The organism is Martinezella tropici (genome assembly GCF_003287875.1).
Taxonomy (GTDB): Bacteria; Pseudomonadota; Alphaproteobacteria; order Rhizobiales; family Rhizobiaceae; genus Rhizobium; species Rhizobium tropici_C.
On the sequence record NZ_QMKK01000046.1, the window covers coordinates 43,754 to 63,623 of the forward strand.

Sequence of the window (19,870 nt, forward strand, 5' to 3'; positions counted from 1 at the left end):
ACATGAAATTCACACTCTCCTGGCTGAAAGAGCATCTGGAAACCGACGCCTCGCTCGACGAGATCTGCGCCCGCCTGACGATGATCGGGCTGGAAGTGGAAGAGGTCGACGACAAGGCTGCGTTCAAGCCCTTCGTCATCGCCAAGGTTCTCTCGGCCGAAAAGCATCCCGAGGCCGATCGCCTCAAGGTGCTGATGGTCGATACCGGCAGCGGCGCGCCCGTTCAGGTCGTCTGCGGCGCGCCCAATGCGCGCGCTGGCCTCGTCGGCGCCTTCGCCGCCCCCGGCACCTATGTTCCCGGCATCGATGTGACGCTTGCGATCGGCAACATCCGCGGCGTCGAGAGCCGCGGCATGATGTGCTCGGAAAAGGAGCTCGAAATCTCCGACAGCCATGACGGCATCATCGACCTTCCGGAAGATGCGCCAGTCGGCACGAGCTTCGCCGCCTATGCCGGCCTCGACGATCCGGTCATCGAGATCAATCTGACGCCGAACCGCCCGGATTGCACCGGCGTCTATGGCATTGCCCGCGATCTCGCCGCCTCCGGCCTTGGCACGCTGAAGCCGCGCCTCACGCCAACTTTCCCTGTCCAGAGCGAAACGCCGACCGAACTCAAGATCGTGCTGGACGATGCGCGCCTGTGCCCCGGTTTTGCGCTTCGTCTGGTGCGCGGGGTCAAGAACGGCCCGAGCCCGAAGTGGATGCAGCAGCGCCTGCTCGCGATCGGCCTCCGTCCAATCAGCGCGCTGGTCGACATCACCAACTACATGACCTTCGATCAGGGCCGGCCGATGCACGTCTTCGATGCCGCCAAGGTCAAGGGCAATCTGGTCGTGCGCCGCGCCAGGGACGGCGAAACCGTGCTGGCGCTCGATGAGCGCGAATACAAGCTCAATTCAAGCAATGTCGTCATCGCCGATGACAATGGCGTCGAGTCGATCGGCGGCATCATGGGCGGCGAGCATTCCGGCTGTGACGAGAACACCACGGACGTGCTGATCGAATCCGCACTCTGGGACCCGATGAACATCGCCAAGACCGGCCGCAGCCTCGGCATCATCACCGATGCGCGCTATCGTTTCGAGCGCGGCGTCGATCCGGAATATATGGTGCCTGGCCTTGAGCGCACGACGGAACTGGTGCTTGCCTGCTGTGGTGGCACGGCCGCTAAGGCCCGCGTCGAAGGCTACAAGGGCTATGAGGCCAAGGTCATCGATTTCCCGCTGTCGGAAGTCAAGCGCCTGACCGGCCTCGACGTTTCGGCCGATGAGAGCAAGTCGATCCTGACGAAGCTCGGCTTCTCGGTCTCGGGTTCCGGTGAGCGCATTTCCGTCGCCGTGCCCTCCTGGCGTCCGGATGTCGATGGCAAGGCCGACCTCGTCGAAGAGATCATGCGCATCCACGGCGTCGACAATATCAAGCCGCAGCCGCTGGCAAGCCACACCGCTGTGAATGGCAAGATCCTGACGACGCTGCAGATTCGCACGCGCACCGCCAAGCGGGCGCTCGCTGCGCGCGGCATGCTGGAAGCGGTCACCTGGTCTTTCATCTCGGAAGATCAGGCCAAGCTCTTCGGCGGCGGCTCCAACGCGCTGAAGCTTGCGAATCCGATCGCCGCTGATATGTCCGACATGCGTCCCTCGCTGCTGCCGGGCCTGCTGTCGGCCGCGCAGCGCAATGCCGACAAGGGCTATGGCGACGTCGCGATCTTCGAAGTCTCCGGCACCTATGAAAACGATACGCCCGAGGGCCAGCGGCGCGTTGCCGGCGGCATCCGCCGCGGCACGGCAACGCTTGCCGGCGCCGGCCGCATGTGGTCGAACGCCACCAAGGGCGGCGGCAAGCCGGTCGATGTCTTCGACGCCAAGGCCGATGCTCTTGCCGTCCTCGAGGCTTGCGGTCTGCCGATGGGCAATATCCAGATCGAGCAGGGCGGCCCGGCCTGGTACCACCCCGGCCGCTCCGGCACCATCAAGATAGGTCCGAAGGTCGTGCTCGGCTATTTCGGCGAATTCCATCCGAAGACGCTGGAATCGCTCGACGTGTCGGGCGCTCTCGCCGGCTTCGAAGTCTATATCGATGCCATGCCCGAACCGAAGAAGAAGGCGACCCGCACCAAGCCGGCGCTGGAGCTTTCCCCCTTCCAGGCGGTCAAGCGCGACTTCGCCTTTGTGGTCGACAAGTCGGTGGAAGCCGGAGCGATCATCCGCGCTGCCGCCGGTGCCGACCGCAAGCTGGTCACCGGCGTCAACGTCTTCGACATCTTCCAGGGCGCATCGCTCGGCGAAGGCAAGAAGTCCATCGCCATCGAAGTGCAGATCCAGCCGGCCGAGCGTACGCTGACCGACGAGGATTTCGAGGCTTTGACCCAGAAGATCGTGTCGAACGTCACGAAGTCGACGGGTGGGGTGCTGAGAGGGTAATCGGCTGTCGCTTGCTTTCGAGTTCGAGGAGGGTGCGGCCACCCCCCTCTGTCCCTGTCGGGACATCTCCCCCACAAGGGGGGGGAGATTGGTAACTCGCGGAATCCTTCCTGCCTCAATCAAATATCGAAGCTGCAGACGCTGAAGCTTTTTAGGTTTGAATGAGCGTGCGACAAACTCCCAACAATCTCCCCCCTTGTGGGGGAGATGTCACGAAGTGACAGAGGGGGGTATCAGAGGCTCGGCATAGATGGAGCCGCCTCGAAACACATCATCGATGCAGATGATACACCTTGTTCACCACACTCCAGCGCCCATCGATCTTCACCAGCGATAGATAGTCCGAAAACCGCATCCCGGCGAATTCGTCGACGACCTTGACGCTGGCTGCATCGCCTTCGATGTCGATCAGTTCGATTTCCATCAGCGGTATGGTTCCGGGCGGCGCACTGCCTTCCTCGACGATCGCGGCGATGAATTCATCCCGCGTCATCCATTCCACAGCGCCTTGATAATTGCCGATGATCGCTGCTCGCGGATGGAAGGCCTTGCGCAGTGCCGGCTCGTTCGCGAATGCCATTCCATCGACATAGAGATGAACGACCGCACGGATTGCCTGCTCTTCCGACATCTCGTCATTCCTCGTTTGAGTTATGCCTAAGATATCATAGACGCCCGCGGCTGACAAAAATGCTGGCGGCGTGATCGCAATGATTTGACAGATATCACTCGACAAAAACCCGCACGCTTGCCGCGCGACCCGCGGCATCGATGACGGTCAGCGTCGAATAGCCGGCGCCATCGGGTGTCCATTGATTGGTGCGGCGGCGAGACATGTCGGGCAGCGGCTTGCCGTTGGCGAGCCAGCGGAACGGCGCCCGTCCACCTTGCAGCTTCAGCGCCAGCGGCATGATCTGGTCGTTGCCGCCGCTGGCACCGAGATCGATGCGCGCGCCTTCCGGCGGGTAGACGATCTGTGGCGCAGGTTCGCGGCTGGAGGCGGCCAGCAGCCCGGCGGCGGTCACGGAAAAGCGCCGCTGGCTGATCGGCAGTTCGGTCGGTGCGATGCGCACGGCGCCCATGGGAGCGGCAGGGAAGGGAGTAATGGCAACGCCGGATTTCGCAAAGGCCTCGAACAGGATGGGTGCGGCGGAAACATAGCCCGCCAGTCCCGGCACGGCGCCATTGTCCGGACGGCCGACCCAGACGCCGAGCACGTGCGCGCCGTCATAGCCGATCGACCAGGCATCGCGGTTGCCGTAGCTGGTGCCGGTCTTGTAGGCGATACCGAGCTGCTTGCTGCCGCGCGGCGCGATGATATCGGAGAGAATGTCGGTGATGTTCCACACCGCGATCGGCTCCATCAGCGGCTCGCCGTCGATCGACCCCGGCTCGTCCTGAACGCCGTCGCCGATCCGCATCGCTTTGCCGCGATTGGCGAGCCCGGCATAGAGTTGCACGAGATCCTTCAGCGTCACGCCGACGCCGCCAAGGCCGATCGCAAGGCCGGGCGCCTCGTTCGGTGGCAGCTTCGGCTTCACCTCGGCGCGGCGGAAGCGCACCAGCAGCCGCGTGGGACCTACGGCATCGAGCAGCCGCACGGCCGGCACATTCAACGACAGCTGCAGCGCCTGGCGCACGCTGACATCGCCCTGGTAGCTCATGTCAAAATTGCGGGGGCGATAGCCATAGAAATCGGCGGGGCGATCCTCGATGATCGTTTCCTGCGCCACATAGCCCTGCTCGAAGGCAAGCCCGTAGATGAAGGGTTTCAGCGTCGAGCCGGGCGAGCGCAGCACGCGGGTCATATCGACCCAGCCTGCGCGCGAGGAATCAAAGTAGTTGGCCGAGCCGACCTCGCCGATGATCTCGCCGGTCTTGGCATCGGCCATGATCATGGCGACCGATACCTTCGGCCCGAGTCGCTTCGCCGCTGCATCGGCAACCGCTTCGAGGCCCTGCTGCACATCACGCCGCAGCGTCGTCTTGTGCTTGATGATGCTGGGCTGCTTGCGCAGCGCCAATTCGGCCAGATGAGCGGCATAGGCCGGCAGCTGTCGCCGCACGGCTGGAATAGGGGAAAGCGAAGCCCGCTCCGCTTCGCCTTCACCGATCACTGTCGCCACGGCGGCGCGCTCGAGCACGCGATGGCGGGCGGCCTGCGCGGCGGCAAGATTGCGGTCCGGCCGACGCTTTTCCGGCAGCTGCGGCAGCGCCACAAGCAGGCCTGCCTGCGCGACCGTCAGGTGTCGGGGCTCCTTGCCGAAATAGGCAAGGCTCGCCGCGCGCACGCCTTCCAGGTTGCCGCCATAGGGTGCATGCGTCAGATAGAGATCGAGGATCTGTTCCTTGCTTAGCCGCCGCTCGATCTGGATGGCACGCACCACCTGCAGAAGTTTCGCCGTCAGCGAGCGCTCGCTGCGGGGCTCGATCAGCCGCGCCACCTGCATGGAGAGCGTCGAGCCGCCGGAGACGATGTGGCCATGGGTGAGGAGCTGCAGGAAGGCACGGCCGATCGCCATCGGGTCGACGCCGTGGTGGTCGTAGAAGCGGCGATCCTCATAGGCGACCAGCATGCGCAGATATTGCGGATCGACATCGGCAACGCCGGTTTTCAGCCGCCAGCGCCCTTCAGGCGTGGCAAAGGCACGCAGGAGATCGCCATTGGCATCGAGCACCTCGGCCGAGACCACGCGGGCATTGTCCAGCGGCGGCGGATAGGCACGGTCCGCCGCCTCCAGGCCGAAGACCAGAGCCACCACTGTTGCGGCAGTGGCTCCAAAGCCTATCGCAATCTTCCAACGCGCCTTCATGTCTGCTTCTTATTGCTGGGCGCCCAGCACCTCCATGCGGCCCATCGCCGTGCGGGCCGAGAACTGCGGACGGTACATGTCCTCGACGCTTGCGGCCGGATGATCGTAGACGCCTGGGGTCACGGCGCGCACGACATAGGCGAAGGTCATGTCACGGTCCGCTCCGGAGCCCTGGTCGAAGGCGGCGACAAAGCGATCGTTGCGGAATTCAACATGGGCCGGCTGAATGTCGCTGAGCCAGTCGAAGTTCGAAAGCTGGGCGCTGTTGACGATGCTCGGATTGTCGATCTCGAAGCCTGCCGGCAGGAGATCGGTCACGAGGATGCGCTGTGGCCAGTCATTGTCCTCGGTCACATGCAGCACGACGACGTAGCGTTCGTTCTGCTGTGCCTGGCTGACATTCGCCTCTTCGCCATCGAGCGTGTAGTACTTGCGCTCGATCTTGAAGCCGTTGCCACCGGCCGGCAGCTGCGCGACCGGAGCCGCGACGGTGGTCACGGCAGCCGAGAGCGGCTGGCGCGTCGTGTTGGTCACGGTCAGCGGATGGCCCATCAGCGCATCGCCCGACATCTGCGCCATATAGGTGCCGCTGTGGGCAGCGCCGTTGACGTCCAGCGTCAGGCCGTCATCGCCGTTCTGCAGGGCGCGGGCTGCCAGCAGCATCCAGGTCTGTTCCTGGGTGCTGGTATATTTCCGGCTCTGCCAATCCTTGGCGACGACGCTTGCGAGTTCCGGAATGATCGGCGGCACGGGACGGCTTTCGGCGGCCAGCGCCAGCACGGCGGCGCCGTCGCGCAACGACGAGCCGTAATCCGAGCGGACGAAGCTAACCTTGGTGACGGCCGCCTTCTGCGACATCTGCAGCGAGTCCACGAAGATGTTGCGCGAGCGCTGAGCATCCCCATAGAGCGCGAGAGCAGCGGCAAGATGCGCCTTAGAGAGCGGCGTCGGGAAGTCGTTCAGCATCGTGTCCGCATAGTAGCGCAGATCGCTGATCGAGGCCTTCTTGTTGCGCGCCAGCACATAGAGCGCATAGGCGATCTCGTTGCCGTTATCCTTGACGTTGGTGTTGGCGCTGAGCGCATTCTGGAGGTTTTCAAGCCCCTGCACCATCGCCTGATCCGGCACGTTGTACTTCTGCTCGCGGGCGCGGGTCAGGAAGTCCATGACATAGGCGTCGAGCCAGAGATCGCCCGAGCCCGGGCTCCAGAGACCGAAGCTGCCGGTCGAGGACTGGTAGGACAGTTCGCGATAAATCGAGTCCTGCACGCGCTTCTGGATCTCGGCGTCATCGGCAAGGCCGTTCTTGACCGCCATGTCGCTGAAGTAGAGCAGCGGCATGGCGCTGCTCGCCGTCTGTTCCGCGCAGCCATAGGGGTAACGGCTGAGGCTCATCAGAAGCGCCGGCACATCGAAGGCGCTGGAGCGGCTGACATTGACGCTGACCGAGGCGCCGGGCAGCACACTATCGGCGAGAAGATCGGCATTGACTGTCAGGCTCTTGCCGGGTGCCAGCGCGATGACGCGCCGTTCGGTGACCGGCAGCTGCGACGGGCGAACCGGGATATCGACCGATTGATCGAGCGACATGCCCGAAGCATTCGAGAGCTTGATCGAAACGGTGCCGTCGCCCGGCTGTCCGCCGGTCAGCGGCAGCGTGATGGCATATTTGCCGCCCGTTTCGAGCTTGATCTTCTGCTGGTTGGCGCTTGCATCCACCGTCACGGCGTTATTGCCAGTCACGGCGAGCGTATATTCGCCGGCCGGCGCATCGGTGTTGGCGACATCGAGACGCAGGTTGGCCTTGTCTCCGGGCGCCAGGAACTTCGGCAGGCTGGCGGTGACGACGACGGGATCGCGGATGATGACATCCTGTGTCGCATGACCGACGCCGGCCTTCGACCAGGCGACCGCCATCAGCCGCGCCGTGCCGTTGAACTGCGGAATGTCGAAACTGACATTCGCCTTGCCATTGGCATCGAGCTTGATGGGACCGGAGAAGAACGCGATCAGCTTTTCCTTTGGCGGACTTGCTTGTAAAGCCGCCTGTCCGCCGTCGCCGCCGGTGCGCAGCTTGCCAGTCGCGCCGAGCGAGCCATCGATAAGGCGACCGTAGATATCGCGGATTTCGAGGCCGAGCTGGCGCTGGCCGTAATACCAGTCATCCGGTGCCGGCGGCTGGTAGCGCGTGAGGTTGAGAATGCCGACATCGACGGCGGCGATCGTGACATAGGCGTCCTCATTGGCGCCCGCGCCGGCGACTTGAAGGCCGATATCAAGCGGCTGACGCGGCAGCGTCTTTTGCGGCGCGTCGAGCTTGATCTGCAGCTTGCGCTCGCCCGGATCGACCGGTGCCCACTTGATGCCGATGGCGCGCATCGGCATGCGGCTTTCCTGGGCATCGCCGGGCCGGAACAGCGTGGCCGTCAAGTATGTACCAGCACCCCAATCGGCCGTGACGGGAACGTCGACTTCGCCGCCCGTCGCGCCGATATCGGCATTGGTGACCGAGATCAGCGTTTCCGAACCGGCAGTCACCATCAGCTGGCCGGCATAGCGCGAGGTGACCTTCAGCTTGGCTGTATCGCCGACATGGTAGCTTTCCTTGTCGAGCGCAATCTCGAGCGCGTCAGGCGTTTCCGTCGAAGTGGAGGCGACATACCAGCCGGCATTGAACTCGACGCTCGATTCCGGGCCGTTCGCATCGGCGGTGGAGACTTCGAGACGGTAGCGGCCCCAGGTGACGGGCATGGAAATCGCCGCGCCGTCGGTGGTGGTGTTGACCGTGCCGACTGCCACCTGCTTGGTGGACATGATCGGCTCGAACTTCCAGCTGCTGCCGTCGCGATACCATTGATAATTGCGCTCGACGCTCAGCAGTTTCCAGGTCAGGCCCTGCATGGCCTGCTTCTGGCCATTGGCATCGACAACGATGACATGGAAGTTGCCGACGGAATTCTCGCCGAGATCGCCGTCGAATTCCGGCTTGATGCCGATGCGCGGGCCGTCCGCCTTGACGGGCAGGGTCAGCGAGCGCTCGACGGCGCGGCCGCCGGCTTCCTGCATGCGCACGGTGATATTGGCGTTCAGGAGCTGCGTGGTCGAAGGCGTGTCGTTGATGGTGACGTTGAAGGTGGTTTTGCCGTTTTCGTCCAGCGCCTGCAGGTCTTCGAGCGGCACCTGCGTGCTCTCGGCCTTGCTGTCGCCGCCGCTGCTGTCCTCGTCGTCATTGTTGGCGTCTGCCTTGCCGGCACCTTCGTCGGCGAGGCCGAACTGATAGCCCTTGAAGGCATCGCTCTGGCGCGTCGGCTTCAGCGTCACTTCGCCTTCGAGGTTGAGGCCGGCGGCCGGTGCGCCATAGAGATAGCGTCCGTCGACATTAACAGGCGTCGGCTGGCCGACTTCGATCTCCTTGGCGTCGCTCTTCATGTCGAATTCGATGCGATCCGGCACGAAGTCGTCGACGAGGAAGGTCTGCGAGCCGATGGAGGAACCCTTCGGGTCGGTGTAGATCTTCATCGTCCAAGTGCCGCGCATCGAGGTCTGCTGCAGCGGCAGGTCGACATTATAGCCGCCGAGCTTGCCGCCGTCGGTGACGATGCGGCGATCCTCGACGCCATCCGGGCGCAGGAAGACGAAGGTGAGCGGCAGGTTTTCGACCGCAGTCGAGCTGACGTCGCGGGCAAGTGCGGAGGCATGCACGGTCTCGCCTGCACGGTAGATGCCGCGTTCCGTCCAGGTCAAAAGGTCGATCGCACCAGGCGCGGTTCGGCCTGATACGCCGCGGTCGGAAAGATCGAAGCCGGCGCGCGTCATGTCGAGGAAGACATAATCCTGATCGCCATTCTCAGCGGTAATGACGGCCGGCGTCATGCCCGCCGTGCCGCGCATCAGGCCGGCGCTGAAGACGGCGCGGCCATTGCCGTCGGTCTTGGCGGTCCCGAGGATTTCATTGTTCTTGGCGAGCAGCTGCAGCTGAATGCCGGCAAGCGGCTTGGCGCTGCCGAGCGACCGGGCAAAGACATTCAAGCCGTCGGTGCCGGCATAGGTGGTGACGCCGATGTCGGAGACGACAAACCATTGCGTCGCCTGCGGGTCCCATTCGTGGCCGCCGCTCTCCGGTGCAACCGCCGTCAGCACATAGACGCCGGGCTTGCGCTTCGGCAGTGCCTCGTCCACAGGGAAGCTGGTTGCGACTTCCTTGTTGAGTTCCTGCTTGATCTCGATGGAGCCCTGCCAGACCAGTTCGCCATTGGTGTCCTGGATGGTCTGGGCGCTATAGCTGTCCACCTGCGTCAGAAACTGCGAATTGTTGAGAAGCTGGGCGATATTGCGGTCGCCGATGCGGTAGAGCTTGAGATTGGCCGTAGTGGCGTTGACCGAAACGATCGGGATGCCGCGGCGCGCGGTCGAAGGCAGGACGAAATTGTCGCCAGTGAAGCGCAGCGAAGCCGTGCGATCCTTGACGTAGATGTCGACATTGACCTGCGAGGCGAGGTTTTCATCCACCGAGGAGGGCAGGCCGGCGCGCAGCGAAATGCGGTAGTGCTGGCCGAATTCCAGACCTTCGACGCAGATCTGGTTATCCTTGGCATCGACGCCCTTCGGCGCGGCGCCGTTGAGAGTGACGAAGGGCGTATAGTCGACACCGCTCTTCACCAGCTTTTCGGAGAACTGCACGCAGGCGCGGGGCGATGCATTGTCGTTGTCGAGCGTATTGCCGGTCACGCGGAAGCCCTGGCGGGCCAGAAGATCGTTATAGGCGGCCTGGACGGCAGCGGAGCTGACGAGATTGAGGCTTGCCTTGTAGGCGCTGAGCGCCGGACGATAGTTCTGCGCATTCTTCAGCGCTTCGGCGAGTACAGCCAGCGCGTCGGCGCGGCTGCTCGTCGTGCGGGTCAGCTGATAGCCGTTGAGCGCGGCATAGGCGGCCCGCGTGGCGACAGACGTGTCGTTCGTGATCGTATTGGCGGCGCGCGCCATTTCGATCCACAGATCACCATTGTCGGGATTGATCGAGAGCGCGCCCTGGAAGGCGTTCAGGGCGTCGTTGACATTGCCTGAGGTCAGCTCGATGCGGCCGAGCGCAATCAGGCTTTCGACGCCCTGGCCCTTCAGCTCGTTGCCGAGCGTCAGCGTGTTCTTTGCATCGCGCGCGCTCTGGACGAAATTGTCGGAAAGGAAGGAAAGGGCAGGGGCAGCGCCGATATCCGGCTCGCTGGTGGCGGTCGTCTCGACGATCTTGCCGGTGATCGCGCCGGGAAAGCTGTTGAGCTGATTGAAGTCCGACTTCATGAAGCACCACTTCACCTTGGGATTGTAGGTGAAGGCCTTGCAGGACTTGTCGCCGATGCAGGAGGCGGAACACTGATCCAGCGTCACATTCTGCTCGGTGCGCAGATCGAAGCCGAAGTAGTCGCCATCTTTCGTGGTGACCACCTGGCGCTTGACGTCTGCGGCGACCAAAGGGCTCAGAGATGCGAAAGTGGCGAGAAGAAAAGCAGAGAAGCCGATAAACGCGCGCTTAGACATAAGTCCCCCCAACGCTGCCCGTTTTTGATGGCCGCAATCTTCAAATTTCGCACCCGTTTGTCAACCGAGCGTGGAGCTTTCGAACGAGCTTCGCGTCCATGACGATCAATCTAGGAATTTGAAAAAGCCTGCAATTCAGGCGATTCGCATGTTCGCCCACCCTCTCTGCGATGCTTCACTTTTCTTTTCGGTCCCAAAAAGACACCGGCCTTTGCGGCCGATGTCTTCGCGTGGGCAGAAGGAGCAGCCCGTTTGTCATATATTCGTCATGGCCAGGGAGGCATCGGTGTATCGTTTGCCGGCGACCGTTTCGGGCGAGATGATGCCACCAAGTTCCTTCAACTCCTGCAGCGATAGCGCGATATCGGCCGCCGCGGCGTTCTGCTCGAGATGGTGCAGCTTGCGTGCGCCGGGGATCGGTACGATATCGTCGCCCTGATGCAGCACCCATGCGAGCGCCAGTTGGGCCGCCGTGACGTTCTTTTCTTCGGCAAGAGCTTGAAGCCTTGCGACCAGGGCGGCGTTGGCATCGAAATTCTTACTCTGGAAGCGTGGCAGCGAGCGGCGGAAATCGTCGTCGGCGAGATCCTCCGTCTTGTGGATCGCTCCGGTCAGGAAGCCGCGGCCAAGCGGGCTGTAGGGCACGAAGCCGATGCCGAGTTCGCGGCAGGTGGCGAGCACGTCTTCCTCGGGATCGCGGCTCCAGAGCGAATATTCGCTCTGCACTGCAGCGATCGGATGTACCGCATGGGCGCGGCGGATGGTGGCAGAGCCGGCTTCGGATAGGCCGAGCGTGCGCACCTTGCCCTCTTTCACAAGCCCCGCCATGGCGCCGACCGTATCTTCGATCGGCACATTCGGGTCGACGCGATGCTGGTAGAAGAGGTCGATGACATCCGTGCCAAGTCGCTTGAGGGAAGCTTCGGCGACTTCCTTGACATGCTCGGGCCGGCTGTCGACGCCGATCATCGCCGCCGGGCCACTTTTCGTGAGATCGAGCTTGAAACCGAATTTGGTGGCGATGACAATGCGGTCACGCACGGACTTCAGCGTGCGGCCGAGCAGCTCTTCATTGGTGAAGGGGCCGTAGACCTCGGCGGTGTCGAAAAAGGTGACGCCGAGATCGACGGCGCGATGGAGCGTCTTGAGGGATTCGGTCTCGTCGGTGGCGCCATAGGCAAAGCTCATGCCCATGCAGCCCAGTCCAACGGCGGAAACGGTGAGATCCTTACCTAGCCTGCGGGTTTTCATGATGTATTCCTTCTTGAGACGTATGGGAGCGACAGGGGCTCGTGTCCGCTGCCTACGAGTTCAAGTTAGGGTTCCGGACAATGAATGAAAATCCATGCAAATCCTTACAGGTTGTTCTATAATTTAGATCAATGAACAGAACACACCTCTCTCAGCTTGCGGTTTTTGCCGCCGTCGCCGCCCATCGCAGCTTCCGTGCTGCCGGCAAGGAATTGTCGATCGCGCCATCGGCAGTCAGCCACGCCGTGTCCAGCCTTGAGGAAAGCCTCGGCGTGCGGCTGCTTGCCCGCACCACGCGCAGCGTGCTGCCGACTGAGGAGGGGCAGGCGCTATTGCAAAGGCTGGGGCCGGCACTGGAGGAAATCGATATCGCGCTGGAGGACACGCTTGCGACCCGCGGCCGTCCCGCGGGGACGCTGCGCATCACCGCCCCTCGCTTCGCTTCCGATCTGCTGATGGCCCCGCGTATCGGTGATTTCCTCAATACCTATCCCGATATCACGCTCGAAATCGCCAACGAGGACGGCTTCAGCAATATCGTCAAGGAAGGCTATGATGCCGGCATCCGGCTGGCGGAAAGCATCGAAGGCGACATGATCGCGGTGAAGATCTCGCCGGATATACGCACAGTCATTGCGGGGTCGCCTGCCTATTTCGAGAAGCATCCGAAGCCGCTGCATCCGCGCGATCTCGTCCATCATCGCTGCATCAAGCGGCGATTTACCGATGGCTCGATTTATCGCTGGGAGTTCGAGAAGGATGGGCGCGAGCTGGTCGTTGCCGTTGACGGTCCCCTGATCGTGATCGAGGATCGGCTCGGCGTTTTGGCTGCCCTCAATGGCGCCGGCCTTGCCTATCTCTTCGATATTCGCGTGCAGCAGGAACTGGCCGAAGGCAAGCTCATCCGCGTGCTCGAAGACTGGTGTCCGCCCTATCCGGGCTTTTGCATCTATTATCCGAGCCGCCGCCAGATGCGCCCGGCGCTCAGAGCCTTCATTGATTTCTTCAAATATACCGGGCCTTAAAGCGATTTCAGGAAAAGTGCGCAGCGGTTTTTCGTCCGGAATCGCGCAAAGTAAGGGAACGAAGCGACTGCTGACAGAAATCGGGTGGCGGTGATGCCAAAACTCGTCTCGATTGACCGAATGGTTTCAGGAAGGGATAGCAACGATGAGAAAACCGGGATCGATGAAGGGGCTTGAGGATCTCGGCCGTGTCAGGCTGTCGAAGAACTTCTTCTTTCGCGATTTCCTGCATTCGGAAATCGCGGATTTCTATCGCATCCCCAACATTCCGGAAGACCCGGATCTGGCGATCGAGACGGGCCGCAAGCTCTGCGAGGAATTGCTGGAGCCGCTGGAGGCGACATTTGGCCGGCTACATATCCGCTCCGGCTACCGTTCGCCCGAAGTCAACGCCTTCGGCAACAGGAATGGGTTGAACTGCTCGACCAATCCCCATACCGCCGCGCACCACATCTGGGATATGCGCGATCTCGACGGCTGCATGGGCGCGGCCGTCTGCATCGTCGTGCCTTGGCTGATCGATCATCACAGTCATGAGGGCGATTGGCAGAGGCTCGCCTGGTGGATCCACGACCATCTACCCTATGCATCGCTCTGCTTCTTCCCGAAGCTCTGGGCTTTCAACATCCAGTGGCACGAGCGACCCAAGCGGACCATTCAGAGCTTTGTCAGCCCGCGCGGCATGCTGACCAAGCCGGGCATGGCCAACTGGGAGGGCGACCATTCCGCCCATTACGAAGGCTTTCCGAAGCTTAGAAGCTGATGCGGTAGCGAATATGCCCGTCGCTCTCGACATAGCTGTCGTAAAGCTTGCGGGCGGTCGTATTGCCTTCTTCCGTGTGCCAATAGAGCCGCGCCCAGCCGTTTTTCTTGCAGAGCGCGACGAGATCGTCGAGCAGCGCCCGGCCGACGCCGTGGCCTCTGGCACTTTCATCGACGAACAGGTCTTCCAGATAGCAGTCGGGCGCGCGCACCCATGTGCCCTCATGCGTGAGGCTGAGGGTAAAGCCCTTCACTTCGCCATCGACCTCGGCCACGCGCATGAAGATCGCCGACGCCGGATCGAAGACCCGGCGCCACGTCGCATCGGTGATGTCTGGCGCGACGCTGACGCCGTAGAAGGCCAGATAGCCGTCCCACAGCGCACGCCAGCGCGCTTCGTCGTCAGGTCTGGCGTCTCGGATCGTCACGGTCATCGGCCAGCCTCCGTTTACTTGCCGGCTTCGTCAAGCAGGCGCATGGCATCATCGGAAAGCGAGAGCTTCGCCGAATTGATGAGCGCGTCAAGCTGACTGAGGCTAGTGGCGCTGGCGATCGGAGCGGTGACGCCGCGTTTGCGCAAGAGCCAGGCAAGCGCGATCTCGGCGGGCTTGGCGCCGGTTTCAGCCGCGATCTTGTCGAGCGCTGCGAGAATCCGCAGGCCCTTGTCGTCGAGATAGGCGGCAACCCGATTCTCGCGTGCCCGTCCCTCCGTATCCGCCTTGGTGCGGTACTTGCCGGTCAGGAAGCCGGCCGCAAGGCTGAAATAGGTGATGACGCCGATCTCTTCCTTGAGGCAGAGATCCGCCAGCGGTCCTTCGAAACTGTCACGAGCGTAGAGATTATATTCGGGCTGCAGCACGTCGTAGCGCGGCAGGCCGGCCTTTGCAGCAGCACTGAGCGAAGCCTGGAGCTGCGTTGCATCAAGGTTCGAGCAGCCGACATGGCGGATCTTGCCCTGTTCCTTCAGCTTGGCATAGGCGGCGAGCGACTCCTCATGCGGCGTCTCGGGGTCCGGCCAGTGCGAGAGATAAAGGTCGATGTGATCGGTCTGCAGCCGCTTCAGCGAAGCCTCGGCGGCCTCGATGATATAGCCGGCCTTGAGGCCCTTCTTGCCTGGCCCCATCTCCGATCCGACCTTGGTGATGATGATGGCCTTGTCGCGCGAAACGCGGCCCTGCTTCAGCCACTTGCCGATGATCTCCTCGGAATCGCCGCCCTTATTGCCCGGAACCCAGCGGGAATAGACGTCGGCCGTGTCGATCGTGTTGAAGCCGGCGTCGAAGAAGGCGTCGAGCAGTGCATAGGAGGTTTTCTCATCGGCCGTCCAGCCGAACACGTTGCCGCCGAAAACGATGGGGGCGACAAACAGATCGGTTCGTCCAAGCTTGCGCGTGTCCATGCTATTTCTCCAGGTCATTTGAAAGATAGACCGGCGAGCGGACGCCGGAGGAAGGGACAAGGCAGGCTATCGGCCTTTCGCGGCGAAGACCACACACAATTTCTTTATTCCGCCGTTGAGCGCCGATAGTGGCTGGGCGGCAGCGCGTTGTATTTCGACCAGACGCGCCGCATATGCCGCGGCGAGGCGAAGCCGGATTTTTCCGCCACGCGCTCCATATCCAGCCGCGAATTGGCAAGCACGTCGCGCGCCAGCGTCACGCGCATCAGATTGACATAGGCCGTCACCGACAGGCCGGCATGCTCCTGGAACAGCCGCGAAATATGTCGTGCACTCATTGCGCCGATGCCGGCAAGCTCGGCAAGCGACCAGCCATGGGCCGGATCGGCCATGATCGCATCCTGAACGCGATGGATGGCAGGGTGAACATGGTTGCGGCCGCTGAGCCAGGGCGAAAGCTGCGGCTCGGCGCCGGTCCTGCGCATATAGACGACCATGTGCCGGGCAATGGTCAGAGCGGTCATCGGTGAAGTCAGCTTGGAGGCGAGGTGCAGCATCAGGTCGGTGCCTGTGGTGATGCCGGCGCTCGAATAGCGATCGCGGTCTTCGACGTAGAGCCGGTTGTCGAGAACCCTGGCCGTCGGAGCAAATTCCCTGACTTCGTCGAGACAGGCGGCATGTGTGGTGCAGGCATAGCCGTCCATCAGCCCGGCGCGGGCGGCGAGCACGGCTCCGGAGCAGATGGTGACGAGGGTGATGCCCGGACGGATCGCCCCGTTCAGCCAGGTCGCGAGCGTGGCGAGTTCCGGCTCTATATCCTCGGCATCGTCGGGCGGCGTGACGCTGCCGGACAGGATGACATAGGCGCCATCGGGAATGTGATCCGGCAATGGTTTGAGATCGGCAAGCGTCAGCCCGACCGAAGTCGTCTGCGATGGCTGGGCAGCGATGAATTGATAGTCGAACAGGACGTCGTCCTGTTCGATATTGGCACGGCGCAGCACCTCCACCGGTCCGGCTACGTCCATCAGCAGCGTATAGGGCGGCAGGAGGACGTAGACGGGAATGATCCGCCGATGGAGGTGGCGGTCGCTTTGGGTCATGCGGCATTCCGGATCGTTGCATCGGCGAGCGCCTCTTCGACCGTTGCGATACGGGCGAAACGGCCCGATAGCACCAGCTCGCTGCGCTTCTTGATATCGTCGGCGCTGAAGACCGTGCCCGAGGCATGCGTCATCGGAAAGGTCAGCGTCGCCTCGGTGACATAGTCGACCTCATAGCCGAGATCGGAGGCGTGCCGGGTCGTCGTCTCGCAGCACTGCTCGGTACGGATACCCGAGACGATCACCTTGCGGATGCCGTTTGCCACCAGCCAGACATCGAGGCCGGAGCCGACGAGTGCCGAATGGCGGCGTTTGTGGAAGACGGCATCGGCCTCGAGCGAGATCTCATCGAGCTTGCGCACATAGCCGCTGTTCAGGCTGAAATGCGCGTCGTTATCCTCGACATGGAAAATCTGGACGATGGGAATGCCTTTCGCCTTGGCGCCATTGATCAGCGCCTGCAGGCGGTCGGTAAAGACCGGCAGGTCGTCCGTTCTCCAATAGGGACGCTGGCGAAAGGATTCCTGGACATCGATGACGAGCAGTGCGGTATCCGCATGGGACATTTTCGTATCTCCTGTGCTTGAAGGATAGCCGAGATTAGGCGTCGCTTGAAAGCTTCGAAAGCCATCTGGCAGACAGAAAAGGGACAAATACGGACACAGCTTGATGGTCCTTATGCCCTTGGGTTCGTGCCTGCGGGCCGCCTCGGGCGTTGCGCCTTTGGCAAGGGCCGAATAAGATTGGCGTCGATTTCGTCCAGAGCGGAATGCCCCGTTCCGCTTTACCCCACCGTGTTCACAAAGGATCCCGCCGGAAAGGCCGTGTTGCGATCATCGCCATGCGGCCGTCTGCTTCGGGACAATGCTTCAGGAGAGAGATCATGCTGCGTTTCGGAATTCTATCGACGGCCAAAATCGGCCGCGATCTGGTCGTCCCCGCCATTCAGGACGCGGAAAACTGCGTTGTGACGGCCATCGCCAGCCGTGATCTCGCCCGCGCCCGGCAGATGGCAGACCGCTTCTCCGTGCCGCATGCTTTCGGTTCCTATGAAGAGATGCTCGCCTCCGACACGATCGATGCCGTCTATATTCCCCTGCCGACTTCGCAACATGTCGAATGGACGGTCAAGGCTGCCGATGCCGGCAAGCATGTGCTGTGCGAAAAGCCGATCGCCCTCAAGGCGGATGAGATCGACAGCCTGATCGCCGCGCGTGATCGCAACAAGGTTCTGGTGACGGAAGCCTATATGGTCACCTATGCGCCGGTCTGGCGGAAGGTTCGCTCGCTGCTGGCGGACGGCGCCATCGGCCGGCTGCGTCACATCCAGGGCGCCTTCACCTATTTCAACCGCGATGCCGGCAACATGCGCAATATCCCCGCGCTTGGCGGCGGTGGCCTGCCGGATATCGGCGTCTATCCGACGATCAGCACCCGTTTCGTCACCGGCCGCGAACCGCTGCGCCTCCAGGCGGTGACGGAGCGCGACCCGGAATTCGGCACTGACATCTATTCCAGCGTCAAGGCAGACTTCGGCGATTTCGAACTGACCTTCTATATCTCGACGCAGATGGCCAACCGGCAGGTCATGGTCTTCCATGGCACGGAAGGCTTCATCGAGGTGAAATCACCCTTCAATGCCGATCGTTACGGCGCGGAAGAGTTGGAGCTGACCAATCGCGGCCATTCGGAATCGCAGATTTTCCGTTTCCCGGACAGCCGGCAGTACAGGCGCGAGGCGGAGGCCTTCGCTTCTGCTGCGCTTGGTCAAGGCGCGGAGGTCGTGTCACTGGAAAGCTCGAAGCTCAACCAGAAGGTCATCGACGCCATCTACCGCGCCAGCGAGAAGGATGGGTGGGAGCCGGTCTGAGGGCGGTCCTCATTTCATGACGCAATTCCGGACGGAAAACCGCTGCGCACTTTCCTGGAATTGCCTCAGGAATTTTGCCGGTGGCGGAAGACGAAGCGTGAATAGCCGAAGAAGCTGAACGCCGTTGCCGCCGCCGATGCCAGCGTCAGGGCGATGATCGGCCGCAGCGCCGGCTCTGCCATCAGCAACGAGCTGAACAGGGCATAGTTCAAGAGTGCCGAGGTCAGGCCGACCGAACCATAGCGGAAGCCTTCGGCCGCCAGCGACCGGTCGGACCGGCCGAAGGTGAAGTTGCGGTTGATAAACCAGGTGGCAAGCAGCGCACTCGGGATCGAAATGGCACGGCCGACGAAGGGGCCGAAGGGCGTGAACCACAGCAGCAGATGCAGCACGCCGGCATCGACGACGAAGCCGACGCTGCCGGCGATCAGGAAGCGAAAGAGCTTCTTCATGCAGCCTTGGCCCTTTTCTTCCGGCTTGCCGGTTTTTCAAGCTCCGCCATATAGACCGTCCGGTCGTCGCCGTTTTCACGCGCGGCGGGCTTGGCGAGGCTCATATAGTGGATGCGCAGCTGTTCGGCGCGGGCGCGGGCGACCGAATCGAGGATCAGACCGGCCGTGAACAGCATGAAGGCGATCATTGTCAGTACCATGGAGAGTATCCAGGTCGGCACGCGCAATACCTGTCCGGTATCGAAATACTCGATGAAGACCGGGATGGAGAAGCCGATACTGAGCTCCATGGCAACGGCGCTCAGGATGCCGAAGAAGGCGAATGGCCGCGTTTCCTTCATCAGCATCGCGAACATCCAGAGGATTTTCCAGCCGTCGCGGAAGGTGGAAAGCTTCGAATGCGAGCCTTCCGGCCGCCGGCCGTAGTCGAGCTCCAGTTCGCTGACGGGCAGCTTCAGCCGCGAGGCATGGACAGACATTTCGGTCTCGATCTCGAAACCGCCCGACACGGCCGGGAAACTCTTGATAAAGCGGCGCGAGAAGGCGCGGTAGCCGGAGAAAATATCGGTGAAGTCGGCACCGAAAATGGTGCGATAGAGCCAGTTGAAGATGCGGTTGCCGAAGGCATGGCCTTGACGCCCGGCATCGCTCTGAACGTTGCGACGGGTACCGACGACCATATCGGAGCCTTCCGTCAGCAGCGTGCGGATCAGCTCTTCGGCGTCCTCGGGCGCATAGGTGCCGTCGCCATCGGCCATGACATAGATGTCGGCCTCGATATCGGCGAACATGCGCCGCACCACATGTCCCTTGCCCTGGCGGCGCTCGCGCACGACGGTCGCGCCTGCGAGCATCGCATGCAATGCGGTGCCATCGGTCGAATTGTTGTCGTAGACGTAGACCGTCGCCTGCGGCAGCGCCTTGCGGAAACCGCGCACGACGTCGCCGATCGTCGCGGCCTCGTTATAGCAGGGCAGAAGAACAGCGATGCTCAGCTTCTCATTCCACATGGTCTTGGCCGGTTGTTCCTACGCGTAAAGTCAAGTTGGGGCCTGATGGACGATCCGGATGAGAGCTTATCCCGCTGGCTGTTAATAAGACCCTATGGTTGCGTAATAAAAATGGCGGCACCCTAGCTCTGCGAAAAACATTATCGTGATGAATTCGGCGGCTCACCGGCGCTTTACTGTTTTTTGATGTGCAGCCGCTAGCGTATCGCCTCGACTATAATTCCAGC

General features: G+C 62.2%; 14 protein-coding genes. 4 read left to right on the forward strand and 10 right to left on the reverse strand.

Annotation, left to right across the window (positions count from 1 at the left end; translation table 11 throughout):
• Positions 1-2: 2 nt before the first annotated feature.
• Positions 3-2,426 carry a phenylalanine--tRNA ligase subunit beta gene (gene pheT, locus DQ393_RS20335; RefSeq protein WP_112343540.1) on the forward strand — a complete coding sequence of 808 codons (2,424 nt, stop codon included), beginning with the start codon at positions 3-5 and terminating at the stop codon, positions 2,424-2,426.
• A 271-nt stretch (positions 2,427-2,697) separates the two neighbouring features.
• On the opposite strand, the gene DQ393_RS20340 is transcribed toward pheT, so the two are convergent.
• From DQ393_RS20340 to DQ393_RS20355, 4 genes are all read right to left on the reverse strand, one after another.
• The gene (locus DQ393_RS20340) at positions 2,698-3,057 is read right to left on the reverse strand and encodes a nuclear transport factor 2 family protein (RefSeq protein WP_015338486.1); all 360 of its coding nucleotides are present in this window, start codon (positions 3,055-3,057) and stop codon (positions 2,698-2,700) included.
• 94 nt (positions 3,058-3,151) lie between these two features.
• Positions 3,152-5,239, reverse strand: a complete 2,088-nt coding sequence (gene pbpC, locus DQ393_RS20345) for a penicillin-binding protein 1C (protein ID WP_112343541.1) — start codon at positions 5,237-5,239, stop codon at positions 3,152-3,154.
• Positions 5,240-5,248: 9 nt separating this feature from the next.
• Positions 5,249-10,771 (reverse strand): alpha-2-macroglobulin family protein, encoded by a 5,523-nt coding sequence (locus DQ393_RS20350; RefSeq protein WP_112343542.1) that lies wholly within the window; start codon positions 10,769-10,771, stop codon positions 5,249-5,251.
• A 255-nt stretch (positions 10,772-11,026) separates the two neighbouring features.
• The gene (locus tag DQ393_RS20355) at positions 11,027-12,022 is read right to left on the reverse strand and encodes an aldo/keto reductase (protein WP_112343543.1); all 996 of its coding nucleotides are present in this window, start codon (positions 12,020-12,022) and stop codon (positions 11,027-11,029) included.
• Positions 12,023-12,153: 131 nt separating this feature from the next.
• Between DQ393_RS20355 and DQ393_RS20360 the strand changes: the two genes are divergently transcribed.
• Both DQ393_RS20360 and DQ393_RS20365 read left to right on the forward strand, forming a co-directional pair.
• Positions 12,154-13,047: a LysR family transcriptional regulator gene (locus DQ393_RS20360; RefSeq protein ID WP_112343544.1), complete on the forward strand. Its 894-nt coding sequence runs from the start codon at positions 12,154-12,156 to the stop codon at positions 13,045-13,047.
• A 145-nt stretch (positions 13,048-13,192) separates the two neighbouring features.
• A complete protein-coding gene (locus DQ393_RS20365; protein WP_112343545.1) occupies positions 13,193-13,810 on the forward strand; it encodes a hypothetical protein in 618 nt (205 codons plus the stop codon).
• Here the strand turns inward: DQ393_RS20365 and DQ393_RS20370 are convergent.
• From DQ393_RS20370 to DQ393_RS20385, 4 genes are all read right to left on the reverse strand, one after another.
• Complete coding sequence (locus DQ393_RS20370; protein WP_112343546.1) at positions 13,800-14,243, reverse strand: GNAT family N-acetyltransferase; 444 nt, start codon at positions 14,241-14,243, stop codon at positions 13,800-13,802. The two genes, DQ393_RS20365 and DQ393_RS20370, sit on opposite strands and share 11 nt — an antisense overlap.
• 14 nt (positions 14,244-14,257) lie before the next feature.
• Positions 14,258-15,208, reverse strand: a complete 951-nt coding sequence (locus DQ393_RS20375) for an aldo/keto reductase (RefSeq protein WP_112343547.1) — start codon at positions 15,206-15,208, stop codon at positions 14,258-14,260.
• Between the two features lie 104 nt (positions 15,209-15,312).
• The gene (locus DQ393_RS20380; protein WP_112343548.1) at positions 15,313-16,311 is read right to left on the reverse strand and encodes a GlxA family transcriptional regulator; all 999 of its coding nucleotides are present in this window, start codon (positions 16,309-16,311) and stop codon (positions 15,313-15,315) included.
• Positions 16,308-16,877: an isochorismatase family protein gene (locus DQ393_RS20385; protein ID WP_112343549.1), complete on the reverse strand. Its 570-nt coding sequence runs from the start codon at positions 16,875-16,877 to the stop codon at positions 16,308-16,310. Before DQ393_RS20385 ends, DQ393_RS20380 begins: the two co-directional genes overlap by 4 nt.
• A 317-nt stretch (positions 16,878-17,194) precedes the next feature.
• Between DQ393_RS20385 and DQ393_RS20390 the strand changes: the two genes are divergently transcribed.
• On the forward strand, positions 17,195-18,181 hold the full coding sequence (locus tag DQ393_RS20390) for a Gfo/Idh/MocA family protein (RefSeq protein ID WP_112343550.1): 987 nt from the start codon (positions 17,195-17,197) through the stop codon (positions 18,179-18,181).
• Between the two features lie 65 nt (positions 18,182-18,246).
• Here the strand turns inward: DQ393_RS20390 and DQ393_RS20395 are convergent, their stop codons facing one another.
• Positions 18,247-18,633, reverse strand: coding sequence for a GtrA family protein (locus DQ393_RS20395; RefSeq protein WP_112343551.1), 387 nt, complete (start codon positions 18,631-18,633; stop codon positions 18,247-18,249).
• Positions 18,630-19,643, reverse strand: coding sequence for a glycosyltransferase (locus tag DQ393_RS20400; protein WP_112343552.1), 1,014 nt, complete (start codon positions 19,641-19,643; stop codon positions 18,630-18,632). Before DQ393_RS20400 ends, DQ393_RS20395 begins: the two co-directional genes overlap by 4 nt.
• Between the last annotated feature and the right edge of the window lie 227 nt (positions 19,644-19,870).

Coding starts and splice junctions, on each gene's coding strand:
- pheT (WP_112343540.1), top strand. CDS start 3: ATGAAATTCACACTCTCCTGGCTGAAAGAGCATCTGGAAACCGACGCC.
- DQ393_RS20340 (WP_015338486.1), bottom strand. CDS start 3,057: ATGTCGGAAGAGCAGGCAATCCGTGCGGTCGTTCATCTCTATGTCGAT.
- pbpC (WP_112343541.1), bottom strand. CDS start 5,239: ATGAAGGCGCGTTGGAAGATTGCGATAGGCTTTGGAGCCACTGCCGCA.
- DQ393_RS20350 (WP_112343542.1), bottom strand. CDS start 10,771: ATGTCTAAGCGCGCGTTTATCGGCTTCTCTGCTTTTCTTCTCGCCACT.
- DQ393_RS20355 (WP_112343543.1), bottom strand. CDS start 12,022: ATGAAAACCCGCAGGCTAGGTAAGGATCTCACCGTTTCCGCCGTTGGA.
- DQ393_RS20360 (WP_112343544.1), top strand. CDS start 12,154: ATGAACAGAACACACCTCTCTCAGCTTGCGGTTTTTGCCGCCGTCGCC.
- DQ393_RS20365 (WP_112343545.1), top strand. CDS start 13,193: ATGAGAAAACCGGGATCGATGAAGGGGCTTGAGGATCTCGGCCGTGTC.
- DQ393_RS20370 (WP_112343546.1), bottom strand. CDS start 14,243: ATGACCGTGACGATCCGAGACGCCAGACCTGACGACGAAGCGCGCTGG.
- DQ393_RS20375 (WP_112343547.1), bottom strand. CDS start 15,208: ATGGACACGCGCAAGCTTGGACGAACCGATCTGTTTGTCGCCCCCATC.
- DQ393_RS20380 (WP_112343548.1), bottom strand. CDS start 16,311: ATGACCCAAAGCGACCGCCACCTCCATCGGCGGATCATTCCCGTCTAC.
- DQ393_RS20385 (WP_112343549.1), bottom strand. CDS start 16,877: ATGTCCCATGCGGATACCGCACTGCTCGTCATCGATGTCCAGGAATCC.
- DQ393_RS20390 (WP_112343550.1), top strand. CDS start 17,195: ATGCTGCGTTTCGGAATTCTATCGACGGCCAAAATCGGCCGCGATCTG.
- DQ393_RS20395 (WP_112343551.1), bottom strand. CDS start 18,633: ATGAAGAAGCTCTTTCGCTTCCTGATCGCCGGCAGCGTCGGCTTCGTC.
- DQ393_RS20400 (WP_112343552.1), bottom strand. CDS start 19,643: ATGTGGAATGAGAAGCTGAGCATCGCTGTTCTTCTGCCCTGCTATAAC.